Consider the following 13,546-nt stretch of genomic DNA (forward strand, 5'->3'; position numbering starts at 1 on the left):
CTCCATGCACGCCTGCAGGAATCCAGGAACTCCTCGTCCGATCGGGCACCCAGGTTGAGGGGGCAGAGGTTGTCGTGGTCGGGCGGAGTAACATCGTCGGCAAGCCGGTGGCCCTGATGCTCATGCAGAAACGCAAGGGGGCCAATGCCACGGTGACCGTCTGCCACACGCAGACGAGAGACCTCGCGTTTCACACCCGTCGGGCGGACATCCTCATCGTGGCGGCCGGGAAAGCGCAGGCGGTCACGGGGGACATGATCCGTCCGGGAGCCACCGTCATCGATGTGGGGGTCAACCGAATCGGATACACGGAGACGGGGAAGGCCAAACTGGTCGGAGACGTGGATTTCGAATCAGCGGTCCAAGTTGCGGGCAGGATAACCCCTGTTCCAGGGGGAGTTGGCCCCATGACTATTACGATGCTCATGCGCAACACACTTCGCGCGGCCCGGCTGAGTCTGGGGCTCAACCCGGACGTTTGAGCTGCGTGGGTGTGAACTCAGTTTTGGAGTATGGGAGCTGCGTAACCTGCCTCGAGACGGCATGTCCGGTTCGCTGGGGTGCTTGGCGAAATTGGAAATCGAACCGGCTTGTCCGTACAATAGGGCAAACAGGTAGTGGGCAGTGAGCAGTGACGAGTCTTCGGGTCAGGGGGCGGAGCTTGTCGGCTATGGCTCGCGCGACAGCGCGGTTTCCACAGACGCCCGGATTCCGGCGGGCATTGCGAGCTCCTTTTGTGCCGTGGAATCGGCAGCGGGCTGCTGGCCACCCGTCCGTTTGAACCGAACACGGAGGGGTGCTTGCTACCAGCGCCCGGAGGTGCGGAACACCGGCCGAAAGAGCGGTTGGTCGGCTCGCCGCAGGGGTGGGCGGCGTCGAAAGGCTTTCTCCAAGCCTTGGACCGGAATGGGAACAGCGGTAGGATAGAGTGTCAACATGCCATGCGGTGATTAAGGATTGGCTATTTCCCGCATTGAGGTTGTTTCTGACAGGAATTGGGTGATGTTCATGGTTCTGGAAAAAGATGGAAGGTGACTATGGCGAAGGAAAAGGAAAAAGGTATTGAAGTGCAAGGTGTGGTGACAGAAGCACTCGCGAACACGAACTTCCGGGTACAGCTCGAGACCGGTCACACGGTTTTGGCCTATGTGGCCGGGAAAATGCGGAAGAACTTCATCCGTATCGTTCCCGGAGACAAAGTCCGCGTCGAGCTTTCTCCCTACGATCCCACCAAGGGGCGGATCACTTATCGCGAGCGATAGTTCTATTCACCCCGCCTTTCTGCCACCCACCTTGAACTCGCCCGGCACCGTTCGCGTGTGAATTTGATCGGCAACGGCACTAGGGGTGCGTGTGCGCGCGGTGTTCCCGCGGGGCTTTGTTTTCTTTTTTCATGACCCGCGTCCTGTTGGCGCCGGTGGGCTGGAAAAGTCCGGGCCCTGGCCGATACGATAAGACGGCGTCGGGAGTGTCTTGCCTGTTCGGCTCCCGCTAAGGGGGCCTGAGCGCTTGGGCTGAAATCTGCGCGACGTGACTTCCATGTCTGAAGATTCCGCAGTCAAGTCAGTCGTTGTGATCCATCCGTATGTGGATTTGGACGCCTGCGCGTGTGTGGCCTTTGCAGGCGTGGACGTGGAGCGAGTGCAATTCCTTCCCAGCCACATCACTGAACGACCGCCCGAGCTGGCCACCGCTCGATTTCTCGACCATCCCCTGGGTATCAAGGGAACGAAGGAAGATGGCGGTCTGGTCCATGCAGCGTGCCTGTTGATGCCGGAAGTGGCGGATCTCGTTAATTCTCCGTTGTTGAGAGAGATTGATTTTCAGGACACCTATGGGTGGTCGTTTCCCCGCTACAATCTGGCGACGCTCATCACGGCTCTGCGTGCCGAATTTAAGTCACAGGGTGTGGAAGGTGAGGAGCTGGACCGGGCCATTCTGCGATGCATGGTTCCGATCATTCGTGGGTTGGCTCGGCTGGAACGGCAGCGCCGCACGAAGCAGGTGACGCTCATCAAGATCGGAGTGTGGCCGTTTGCCCTGCGGGTGGACTCGGAGAACCTCGATCCGCATTTGTCGGCCCAGGTGATTTCCGATCAGGAGGGAAAGGAATCACGGCCGGTGGGCGTGCTCTACCAGGAGGGCTACAATCTGGGAATCGCGCGGTTTGCCCCGTTCACCGAGCCCGATTTCCGACCGCTGGCTCCCCATCTGCCCGGCTGGTTCATTCATTCGTCCGGATTTCTCGCGTGCTGGGGCTCAAACAAGGCGCCGCGGTCGGAGCCACCGCCGACAGGCACGCCGCAGAACTGGGTGGAACTGTTGCAACTTGTCCAGAAAGTGTTGAGCCACCCCGTGACGAGCGCGGAAAGCGATCGCTCCACCACTTGATTCTTCGTGAGAGGTTGGTCACACTAAAAGCCCGAAAAGTCGGTCGGAAACCTGGGGACCGACGCGTGCTTTGTGGTTCTATCGCTTCCGGGAGTTGAGGGATGGTCTATCAGCCCTGGCGAAGTCCGTCGCGGCGGTCTGGCGGCGGTTTATCCATCAGTTCTTTGATGCGGCCGGAACTGCTCTGGAGTCTTGTTGGAGCCGCTTTTTTCAGCACATGCTGGGCGACTTGGGGTGAGGCAGAGCAGGCCCCAACTCCCCCCAGTGCCTGGAAACCGGGGCCGTTACTGCAAAAGATGCTGGCCGGGCCGCTCTCCAACGTGGAAGAGATCGTCTTTGCCGTGCGGGTTCCCGGTCGCGATCACTGGTACGTGACCTTTGGCAACTACTCGGACGATTCCCATTATCCCCGGACCCTGGGGTTTAAATTCGAAGACGGCGTGTACTGGGGCTACGGAGAGGGAGGACGGCTTTGTGCGCTCAACCTGCGGACCGGTGCGGTCCGAGTCTTGCTGGATGACCCGCGGGGTGGTATCCGCGATCCCCAGGTGCATTATGACGGCCGGAAAATCCTTTTCTCTTACCGCAAGGGTGGTACCCATCCATTCCATCTTTACGAGATCAACGTTGACGGAACAGGACTGCGGCAATTGACCGATGGGTCCGACGATGACATCGAGCCCACGTACTGCCCGGACGGAAGCATCATCTTCTGCTCTTCGCGGTGCAGGCGGTTCGTCAATTGCTGGTACACCCGAGTGGCCGTGCTGTACCGGTGCGACGCGGACGGGAAGAACATCCGACCGCTTTCCAGCAACAATGATCACGACAACACCCCATGGATGCTTCCGGATGGTCGCGTTCTCTACATGCGATGGGAGTATGTCGATCGCAGCCAGGTGCATTTCCATCATTTGTGGACGATGAATCCCGATGGAACATTCCAGACGGTGTTCTTCGGCAACATGTACGGTGGGGTGGCCATGCTGGATGCCAAGCCGATTCCCAATACGAATAAGGTTGTTGTTTCCTGGTCGCCGGGACACGGACGGCCGGAGCACCTGGGGCCCGTGGCGATTGTGGATCCCAGTCTTGGTCCGGACAACCAGGCCGCGGTGAAAACTTTGGGAAAAGGCCGCGATTGGAAAGATCCTTATCCGATCAGCGAAGATTGTTTTTTGGTGGCTCATCCGCGCGGGCTTTTCGTGATGGACGGGCAGGGCAACAGTGAGTTGATCTACGAGCTTCCCCCGGGAGAGCGCACGAAGTTTCAGTGCCATGAGCCGCGACCGATTGTTCCCCGGCCTCGAGAGCTGGTGCTTGCCTCGCGTGTGGACCTGTCCAAGCCGACCGGAACACTCATTCTGGAAGATATCTACGAGGGGCGTAATATGGCGGGAGTTCCCCGCGGCACGATTAAGAAACTTCTCGTTCTCAAACAATTGCCCAAGCCGGTCAATTTCTCCGGCGGCATGGAGCCTTTGACCATCGGCGGGTCATTTACGCTGGCGGAAGTGGTGGGAGAAGTTCCGGTGGAGCCGGACGGCTCGGCGCATTTTGAGGTGCCTGCGATCCAGTCGCTCTTTTTTGTCGCGCTGGATGAGAACGACATTTCTGTGAAGCGGATGCACAGTTTCGTCACGCTCCAACCGGGAGAAGTGACCAGTTGTGTCGGCTGTCACGAAGTGCGGACGCACTCCCCGCACGCTATCCGGACCGATCTTATGGCCCTGCGACGCCCTGCAGACAGGATCCAGCCCATTTCCGATGTGCCCAAAGTCCTGGATTTCCCACGAGACATCCAGCCTATTCTCGATCGGCACTGCGTGGCCTGCCACAATCCGGACAGACGGGAAGGGAAAATCGACCTCACGGGTGATCACACCGCTCGTTACTCCATTAGCTACTGGACAATTCGGGTACACAACCTCGTTTCGGACGGGCGGAATGAACCGCGCGGAAATCGACCGCCTTACAGCTACGGGAGCGCTGCCAGCCGTCTCATGAAACTCGTGGATGGAAGCCATTACGGGGTCAAATTGAGTCCACTGGAGCTGAAGACGCTCCGCCTGTGGATTGATACGAGCGCATGCTATCCGGGAACATACGCCGCACTCGGCTGCGGTTATTACCCGGTCAATCTTCCCTGGGGCGACCTGGGGCAGCGGTGCGGCGCCTGCCATGTGAAAGAGGTGGCCACCCCCGAGGGGCCGAAAAAAATGGCCGTGTTCAACGGTGGGTTCCCCGGCGCCCTGGAGCCCCTTTGCAATCTGGATAGACCGGAAAAATCCTATCTTTTGCGGGCTCCGCTGGCGAAGTCGGCAGGAGGTCTGGAAGCCTGCGGCCAGGCGGTGTTTGCCGACACCAGTGATCCGGTTTATCAGAAGACCCTGGCGGCCATTGTTGATGCCCAGCGCCGCCTGCAGGAAGGAAAGCGGTTCGATATGCCCGGCTTCCGGCCCAATCGCCATTACATCCGTGAAATGCAACGGTTTGGCTTTCTTCCCAAAGATTTGGGTCCGAATGACCCCATCGACTGTTACCAAGTGGATCGCAAGTACTGGGACTCTTTCCTCTACCAGCCGATAAACACCGGTGGTCTTGCAACCCAACGGTGAAGGGGACATCGGGAAAGAAGAGGTTTCTGGCCTCACGAAGGCAGGCCGTCACTCGGCGAGCAGTCGCTGTCACTCGGTTTCGTCTTCGTCGTCCAGCTCCACTTCCACCAGCGGCGAGATGGTCCCATCCAGTTTGAACCTGCCGAGAAGTGACTCGCTGATCAGATTCTTCCCAAGCACCGCCCGATTGGCCGGTGGGGTCAGCGAGCGATAGAGAACCCACTGGCGGTCGCCAATCTGGATGCGATATCCGACGGCCTCGTCACTGCTGACTTTCCGCAGGCATTCACTGACCGTGAGGTGCCGCCAGGTGAAGTCGGGGAAGCTGTCTAGAGCATTTTCCCCATTCTCTGCAGGAGCGGATATGTGGTCCACGCGCCAGAGGGCTACAAAAACGGGGAAGTAGAACCGCCGCGCTGTTACCCGATAGGCCACTCGGATTTCGTTGTCGATGATCGTGATACTGCCCTGGTGGAATCCCTGTTTCCATTCGGGAAACGCAAGGGGCAAAATGAGCCCTTTCACACCGGACCCGCTCAGGGAAATTTCATGCGTTTCCCGGGCGGCGTGGAGTTGAATGGTTTCCGATGCCGAAAACCGGAGGCTGTACACCCAGTTTCGTTGTTTCGGGCTCAAAAAAGTTTCCGCGAAAAGGGCGAACCCATCCACAGGGCAGACGGTGATTTGTCTTTGCTGGCGGATTCCGGGGGCCAACTTCCGTTCATATTCGCGGTGATGGGCTTCCCGGTCGGCAAACTGGCATATTTCTTTCCACGGACTGGTTGGCCCCGGAATTTCCCCGTCAAGTTCGACGGCCGAATTCCAATTTCCGACAATGACGGATTCTCCAGCGAGGGCGACCGTGCACGCCATCTCATGGTCAGTGACAGCGAGGTCCACGTGGAGGCTTTCCCGATTTCTTTTCGACCCGAGGCGGAGGCGAGCACATGCTGTGGCCTTTCCGTGGTTGCGCGTGGGTTTCTGCTCGGGCTGATTCCATCTCTCAGGCGTTGGTTGGTCCATGTTTGCGATGTGTCCGGTAGCAGGAATCGTACCATGTGTTGGGGTTCTTCGTGCCTTTTCCCACTCGACTTCATCGATTATCGTAGTGAGGGGAGAGTAACTTCAACCGCCGGCCCCGCCCGGAGTGATGCGACACGAGGCGTCGAGTTTTCGTGTTGAGAGTTCCCGGAGACGGAAAAAACTGACCGGTGCTTTCGAGGTATCCCAGGTGAAATGCATAGTTCCTTCGGAAAAAGAGATGGCGATGAGATCGCAGACGCTGCTAGGTTTTCTCGCGATTCTATTGAGTGTTATTCCCTTTGAAACCGGATGTCGCAGGGAGCAATCAGGGACCACTGTCTCGCAAGCGGATGCCCAGTTCCAGGAAAAGGCTGCTGTCCGTAGGGACGAAGGGAAACAGACTCAGCCGCCCGGCCCCGCCGTGGCCAACCCTCCGGAAGCGAATGCCGGCGAGTCAACGCCATCTGCAGCGAATTTGATGGATATCCTGGACATTGAGCTCAAGGCTGCCACAGAATGGCAGGCCGGGAACGAAGTCACCTTTCATGTGGAGGTGACAAACCACGGGGAGGTCCCGGTCGATCACATTGAGATTCAAGGGAGTGTTCAGTTCGGGCTTCAGGACACGATCAGCGAAGCACGATGGACCTTTCCTGTGGGGCGGCTTTCAGCCGGACAAACCGTCTCGCCGGTGCTCAGCTATGTCTGCACAAAGCCTGGCATCTGGTATGTCGCGGCAGCCATCTACCAGAAAGGTGAGCTAATCAAGGCGACGACGAGGACGCTCTATATTCGGGAAACAGAATCCCCGAAGCCAAAGGAAAAACTTGAAAAGGAAACCGTCTCCCTCGGTCCGCCGCTCGTGGAGCATCCGGAACGCTTGCAGCGGCTGCACCCCGAGTATCCCATCTGGTTGGATGCAGAAGGCCGTGCGGTGGTCATGATCGGCCAGGTCTGTCAGCGTCAGGCCCCTCTGGAATTATTCGCATGTTTAAAGAATTCCAAGGAACACGAATCAGTTGTCTCCATTGATACCCGCGCGTACATTGTCCACGCTGGGCTTCTGGCTCTGGGCGTGGAACCCGGGCGACCCGTGCAATTCTACCCCGAATACCGCCCGGCAGAAGGCCCAGAAATCGACGTCATCGTGGCCTGGAAGGATCCTGAGGGCAAGGTCCACACTACACCGGCCCAACAGTGGGTGAGGGACGTCCGCACAAAACAGCCGATGAGCTACCCGTGGATCTTCACAGGCAGCCAGCTTCTCACCGATGAGGAGACGGGAAAGCAGTATTATTACGCCGACACCACGGGAGAGCTCATCTGCGTCTCGAATTTCCCGTCAGCGGTGCTCGACCTGCCCATCCGCAGCACCGATAGTAACGATGCCCTCCTGTTCGAGGCGTTTACCGAGAATATTCCGCCGCTCGGAACTCCGGTCACCGTGATTCTGAAACCGAAAGGGACGAACACATCGCCGAAGTCTTCCGACGAGGGGGCCATGTCAACGCCGCCGACTCCTGCCGAATCAGCAGGCGAGAAAGAGTCCGCCCATCCATCGGCCGACACCTCAGGTGCGGCAGAACAAAAGCCTTCGGATGACCGTTCCAAGAATTCACCGATGCAGTGATCGGAAGCCGGAACAGGCGAATGCCGTTGGGTGGAATGTTGTCTTTGTACCTGAAGAGGAGCTTTAGATCCCGTCCATGGACCAGACCGATTTCTTGAAGGCCAAGCTGCTGGAATGTCTGGGTGGGCCATGGCCCTCGCCCTGCTCTCTCGAACCCGAGTGGGGCCAGCCAGTGCGGCGAGATGGCTACACGATCACGCGTGTGACCTACCAGGTGGAGCCGAACGACCGGGTTCCCGCGCTCCTCCTGGTCCCTGACGGAGTGAACGAGCACAATCCCGCACCGGGCATTCTGGTGTGGCATCAGCACAACGGTGAGTGGCATCTCGGGAAGAGCGAGCCGGCGGGGCTGGCCGGCAATCCGATGCACCACACGGGGGTAGCACTGGTCAAGGAAGGTTACGTCGTCCTCTGTCCCGATGCGCTGTGCTTCGAGGAGCGCCAGTCACCATATCTGAAGGGCGGAGACTATGAACGATTTATCTTCCTGAAGTACGTGGTCGAGGGGAAGTGTCTCGCCTGGAAAAATATTCTCGACATGCGGCGGGCGGTGGACTTCATAAGCTCGTTGCCTTTTGTGGATGATTCCCGGTTGGGATGCTACGGCCATTCCATGGGCTCCACATTCACATGGCTCATAGGCCCGTGGGAGGAGCGGCTGGTGTGCCTGGTGGGAAACTGCTGCCTGCCCACCTACAAGGCCATTCACCGCAAACATCTGCTCCACTGTTTTCCCAACTTCATCCCCGGTTGGCTGCGTTACGGAGATACGCCCCACATTGCCGGGTTGATTGCACCGCGGCCGCTGCTTCTCAATTTCGGCGAACTCGACGAAGGCAGCCCGATTGAGGAAGTTCGCGAGGGAGTTGAAATCATCCGTGCTTTTTATGAGAGGGCAGGGGCGGGGGACAATTTCAGCGTGTTTATTCAACCGGGCGTGGGACACGTTCTCTCAGAAGAAATGTGGGAACGCACAAAGACCTGGTTTGCGCGACATTTGAAGCGTGGGTGATTTCAGAGATTCAATTCCATTCACGGGTTTTTTTCCTCACCAAGTGTGGATTTCCGGCGGAGGATATGGTGGTAGTGCTGGGCGAAGCGGTGGGCTTCGTCTCGCACATACTGAAGCAGCCGAAGGGCGAAGGAATGCCGACTCAGGCGAAGCGGTTCGTCCCTTCCCGGTACAAAGACCTCCTCTTCTCGCTTGGCCAGGGAGATGAACACCGGGCGGGGACCGTCCCATTGCTCCAGAGCGGAAAGGGCCGCGTGGAGCTGGCCTTTGCCACCATCAATGAGAAAGATGTCTGGCGGAGATTCATCCTCCTCGCGCAGTCTGCGGAACCTTCGATGGACAACCTCGCGAATGGCCGCGTAATCGTCGATCCCCTCCACCGTCTGGATCCGATAGCGTTTGTAACCGGGTTTGAAGGGCAGGCCGTCGATGAAGCGGACCAGGCTGGCCACCATCTCGGACCCGGAAAGGTGGGCGATATCCACGCCTTCAATCGTTCGCGGGGGCTGGGTCAGCTTCAGCACACGCTGAAGTCCTGCCAGACCTTTTCTGGGATCCACATGAAAAACCTCGGGCTGCACATGGACGTCGATCTTGCCCCGCTCGTCCAGCTTCTCGAGGTACTCGATTTCATCCCGCAACCGGGCCGCTTCTTCGAACCGCAGGGCTTCTGCCGCCTCTTTCATCTCTCGCCGCAGGTCTCTCAGAAGCCCTTCTTTGTCTCCTTCCAGGAATCGCTGTAGCCGTCGGATGTCTTTGCGATATTCCTCCTTGGAAATCCGCAGGTTACAGGGCGCGGTGCACTGGTTGATGGCGGCCAGAAGGCAGGGGCGGAAATGCCGCCACCGCGGATCGTCTTCTCGTATGTCAAGCTGGCACGTACGGAATTTGAAAATCTTTTGCAGGACCTGAATCGCCCCGCGCAGCACACGGGGGCTCGTGAAGGGCCCATAAAGCTTGGTGCCGCGCTCCTGCGGTTCCCGTGTGAACACGACCCGCGGGAAATCTTCGCGGATATAAATTTCCAGGTAGGGAAACGTTTTGTCGTCTTTGAGCTCGCGATTGTATTTTGGTTGAATATCCTTGATGAGCCGTGCTTCCATGAGCACGGCATCCACTTCGCTTTCCGCCTCGATATAATCGATGTCCCGGATTTCCTGCACCAGTTTTGCCGTGCGCGGGTCCTCGGCGGCGGCCTTGAGAAAGTAGCTGCTCGCGCGATTGCGGAGGTCTTTGGCCTTCCCGATGTAAATGACCCGACCGGCCTCATCTTTCATGAGGTAGACGCCGGGTTTGTGCGGAAAGCTCTTGACCTTTAAAGCTGCCGGAGAGCGTGTGTGATCCGCTTCCTTGGACGCCATCGTCGAACACCTCCATCGGCCCCTGTCCTTGATTATACCGGGTGACAGTGGCGGAGACGGCTGAGCCCGGCCATCCTGTCCGCAGCCAATGTGTATCCTGCGAGCAGGCTCCGCGAGTGCAGGGGGAACCACCCTGCTCTCACCTTGGTGGGGGAACGTCACCGTCAATAGCCCCACCCACCGGCGCGGTCTTAACGTAAGGGTTGATGAGTCCGGAGCACCCTCGGGTGCCCCCGACGACCTGGGAGGCTGCGCACCAGTCCCGTGCAAGCCGCGGCCATGACCGGAAAGGCGGGGCGTTGCGGTTATGGCCCCGGCATCTCTCAAAAACGCTGATCTTGCAACTTGATACGCAAATCCCCAAGAAAGGGGGTGATTGACGGCGCCCAGAGGCAGTGCCGAAGAGCGGCGCTGTCGCTGGTCAAATGAATCGTGAACGATTATCATAAAAATATGTGTCAATTGCCGGGATCTGCCGCCGGCGGCAGCCCCTCAAAAGTCGGATCTGTTTTTTTTTAACAGGTGACCGCAATGGCTCGGAAGATCTTGGACCGGAAAGCCCTCCGTCAGCAGGCGGAGGCGGCAGAGGCGGCTTCCCAGGAGGAAAAATCGAAAGCAAAGTCTTCCCGGAAAAGTCGTCCTAAAGTCAAAAAGGTCGTCAAACGCATCGCTTTGTGGGGAGTATTCAGCCAGGCCCTCGTCGAAGTGCAGACATTTGATTACGCTCATCGGGAAGATGCCGAGCGCGTGGCACGGGAGCTCTCCGAAAGCAAGAAAGTTCCCCATTTTGTTCAGCTCGTCAAACGGGAAGTTGAAGTAGAGATGCCGGTGGACGAGGCGTGACCGGTGGCGGATGACCACGTGGATGCTGTGTTGTCCGGGTTGGAGCCTTTCCGTCCGCTGCTGTGACAGCGAAGTGGCCCGGGCAAACGTCCCGGCATGGTTCAGCGTACCGAGAGGGCGAGAGGATGCGATCGCATTATTTTAACCTGCGCCTGATGCAAGTCGCTGTGTTCTGCGTGGCGATCGGGGCACTCGTCCTATCAGGGGGATGCGGGAAATCACGTTCCGGCGGCGATAATGAAACGCCCTCCGTTGCCCGACTGGATGTCGGCGAGCTCCCGGGTCTCGGTGATCCCCTTCCACCCCTGGATGAAGGCCGCCTGGAGATCAGTCCACCGCGTGACTGGGTGGTGTCGCCGCGGTCCAGTCGGTACATTGTTCGATTCCAGGCAGCGGAAGGAAGTCCCTACCCGACCGTGATCGTAACAGCTCAGGACTGCCAGCAGTTCAAAAACATCGATGCCGGCAATGTGGGCGCGTTTGCCAAGTTCGTCGCCTCGGAGCTGGCTTCCGCGGGCGTCAAAACCACCGTCAAAACGGGGCAAATTGGCCAGCTTGTCGGGGTCATGTACACCCGGCGGGCGCGGGTGAAAGACGCCCTTGGTGGGATCGTCGATCGGGTATTCTTCGATACGGTAGTGGCCGGCCGTCGCTACCAGTTTGAGCTTCGCTCTCCCCCGGAAAACGTGGGCCTTGCCGAGCCCTATTTTCTGGCCATTGTGCGTGGGGCGAAAATAAGCGGGGTGGGAGAACTGGAAGAAACACTCGCCGCGGAAGAAACTGGGGCCAAATCAGAAAGGAAAAACGGTCCATCGCCTGCCTCGGGAACTGCTCAACAGCCGAAGAAAGAGGCAGTTGCCGCGCAGAAGGGGGAAAAACCCGTGGAACAGGCGAAAACGACAGAGCAAAAGCCGGAAAAACCCGTCATCCCGGAAAAGTCCGCCCCTGCCCAGACCGCGGCCCAACAGACCAAGCCGGCCTCTCCGGCAAAGCCGGAGCCATCTCAGCCCGAGGACAGCGGAAAGAAAAAAGGTAAGTCGGCAGAGGACCTGCTGAAAGAGGTGGACAAACTCCTTCAATGACGGAGGGCACATCGGTGGCGGGGCGGTCGGTGTGGGGCATGTAGGTCGCCGGGATATCGACAGACGCCCCTGGTTGAATCACAATGATAAGCAAGCCGCGCTCATGGCTAGAATTGGCGGAACGGCACGGCAGGAGGTGCCCGGCATTCGGAGGACGGTACCTTGGGCTTGGGGGCATGGAAGGCCGAAGGTGCATTGTCATATAACAGGTGTCTCTTCAATTGTGTAGGTGGGAAAGGCCAGCGATGCATTTCGAACCTGGGCATACAGTCGGCATTGACTTGGGAACAACGTTCTCCGCGATCGCTATTCTGGACGACGAAGGACGCCCCCGCGTCATTCCCAACGATGACGGAGAAATCGAGACGGCCAGCGTGATCCTGCTGGCGGAGAGCGGCCACGTTATCGTGGGCCCCAACAGAATGCGGGCGGCTATGGAAGATCCGCAGAATGTGATCGAGCGGATCAAACGATACATGGGCATGCCCGACTATCGCCGTACCTTCGACGGACGGGAAATCTCTCCGGAATTCATTTCGGCTCTGATTCTCAAAAAGCTGCGTCAGGACGCAGAAAAGCAGATCGGCAAGATTGGCAACGCGGTCATCACCGTACCGTATTACTTCAACGATGCGCGGCGGAAGGCCACCCAGGATGCGGGGCGGATTGCCGGGCTCAACGTGATCGACATTATGAATGAGCCCACCGCCGCCACGCTGACCTATGCCTATAAAGAGGGAATTCTCGGGAACCCGGAAGTCCGGGTCGATAAACCCCGGAAGGTCCTCGTGTACGACCTGGGCGGCGGGACGTTCGACGTGACCGTCGTGGAATACACCCCCACCCAATTCCGGGTCTTGGCGACCGACGGCGACGTCCAGCTCGGTGGCGTGGACTGGAATGACCGCCTTCTCGACTATGTGGCGGACGCGTTCAAGCAGCGGCACGGCATCGATCCGCGGGAATCACCCCAGATGATTCAGATCCTGCGGAACGACTGCGACCTGGCCAAAATTGAGCTGTCGGAGAAGACCGAGACGGTCATCCATTGCCGGTACGAAGGTCGTGCCATCGACGTGCCCATCACCCGCGAGTTGTTCGATCAACTGACGGCTGACCTCCTGCAAAGAACAGCCGACACGACGCTCCTTGTGCTGGAAGAGGCGCATGTGCGGCCTGAGGAACTGGAAGCAATTGTGCTGGTGGGCGGCTCCACGTTGATGCCGCAGGTGCCCGCGATGATTCGGCGGATCCTCAATCGTGAACCATATCGCGGCATCTCGCCGCACACGGCGGTGGCCGAGGGGGCGGCGATCCACGCGGCAATTCTCGAAGCGAAATACCGCGGGGAGCAGAGCGAACTTGCGGAGAGAATCCGGCGACGATTGCAAATGGTGCAACAGGAAAACGTCAACTCGCACGGATTGGGGATCGTGGCTCTCGATCCGAAGACGGGCAAAACGATCAACCACGTGATGATTCCGCGGAACAGCCGGATTCCCATCGAAGTCCGGCGAATCTTCAAAACCACCAAGGACAACCAGGAACGGATCACGGTGCAGGTTCTGGAAGGAGACGCCCCGGAT

Annotated in this window: 10 protein-coding genes and 1 pseudogene; 9 read left to right on the plus strand and 2 right to left on the minus strand. The window is 58.7% G+C overall.

From position 1 onward, the window contains the following. The 4 genes and pseudogenes from H5U08_RS01870 to H5U08_RS01885 all read left to right on the plus strand — a co-directional run. Nucleotides 1–482, plus strand: a pseudogene (locus H5U08_RS01870) (bifunctional 5,10-methylene-tetrahydrofolate dehydrogenase/5,10-methylene-tetrahydrofolate cyclohydrolase); the annotation flags it as partial. 555 nt (nt 483–1,037) lie between these two features. Further along, nucleotides 1,038–1,262, plus strand: coding sequence for a translation initiation factor IF-1 (gene infA / locus H5U08_RS01875; RefSeq protein WP_095414600.1), 225 nt, complete (start codon nt 1,038–1,040; stop codon nt 1,260–1,262). A gap of 277 nt (nt 1,263–1,539) precedes the next feature. Then, nucleotides 1,540–2,391, plus strand: coding sequence for a hypothetical protein (locus H5U08_RS01880; protein WP_297029555.1), 852 nt, complete (start codon nt 1,540–1,542; stop codon nt 2,389–2,391). 101 nt (nt 2,392–2,492) lie between these two features. Next, a complete protein-coding gene (locus tag H5U08_RS01885; RefSeq protein WP_297029556.1) occupies nt 2,493–5,009 on the plus strand; it encodes a hypothetical protein in 2,517 nt (838 codons plus the stop codon). Nucleotides 5,010–5,078: 69 nt separating this feature from the next. On the opposite strand, the gene H5U08_RS01890 is transcribed toward H5U08_RS01885, so the two are convergent. Beyond that, nucleotides 5,079–6,032: a hypothetical protein gene (locus H5U08_RS01890; RefSeq protein ID WP_297029558.1), complete on the minus strand. Its 954-nt coding sequence runs from the start codon at nt 6,030–6,032 to the stop codon at nt 5,079–5,081. Between the two features lie 238 nt (nt 6,033–6,270). On the opposite strand from H5U08_RS01890, the gene H5U08_RS01895 reads away from it, so the two are divergent. Together H5U08_RS01895 and H5U08_RS01900 are read left to right on the plus strand one after the other, a co-directional pair. Further along, a complete protein-coding gene (locus H5U08_RS01895; protein WP_297029559.1) occupies nt 6,271–7,662 on the plus strand; it encodes a YdjY domain-containing protein in 1,392 nt (463 codons plus the stop codon). Between the two features lie 76 nt (nt 7,663–7,738). After that, nucleotides 7,739–8,674: an alpha/beta hydrolase family protein gene (locus H5U08_RS01900; RefSeq protein ID WP_297029560.1), complete on the plus strand. Its 936-nt coding sequence runs from the start codon at nt 7,739–7,741 to the stop codon at nt 8,672–8,674. Nucleotides 8,675–8,694: 20 nt separating this feature from the next. Here the strand turns inward: H5U08_RS01900 and H5U08_RS01905 are convergent, their stop codons facing one another. Then, nucleotides 8,695–10,035 carry an excinuclease ABC subunit UvrC gene (locus H5U08_RS01905; protein ID WP_297029562.1) on the minus strand — a complete coding sequence of 447 codons (1,341 nt, stop codon included), beginning with the start codon at nt 10,033–10,035 and terminating at the stop codon, nt 8,695–8,697. A 531-nt stretch (nt 10,036–10,566) separates the two neighbouring features. On the opposite strand from H5U08_RS01905, the gene H5U08_RS01910 reads away from it, so the two are divergent. From H5U08_RS01910 to H5U08_RS01920, 3 genes are all read left to right on the plus strand, one after another. After that, on the plus strand, nt 10,567–10,878 hold the full coding sequence (locus H5U08_RS01910) for a hypothetical protein (RefSeq protein WP_297029563.1): 312 nt from the start codon (nt 10,567–10,569) through the stop codon (nt 10,876–10,878). Between the two features lie 125 nt (nt 10,879–11,003). Next, the gene (locus H5U08_RS01915) at nt 11,004–11,960 is read left to right on the plus strand and encodes a hypothetical protein (protein ID WP_297029565.1); all 957 of its coding nucleotides are present in this window, start codon (nt 11,004–11,006) and stop codon (nt 11,958–11,960) included. 245 nt (nt 11,961–12,205) lie between these two features. After that, the coding region (locus tag H5U08_RS01920) for an Hsp70 family protein (RefSeq protein ID WP_297029567.1) at nt 12,206–13,546 on the plus strand (1,341 nt) is incomplete at its 3' end.

This window comes from Thermogutta sp. (assembly GCF_014359955.1).
Taxonomy (GTDB): domain Bacteria; phylum Planctomycetota; class Planctomycetia; order Pirellulales; family Thermoguttaceae; genus Thermogutta.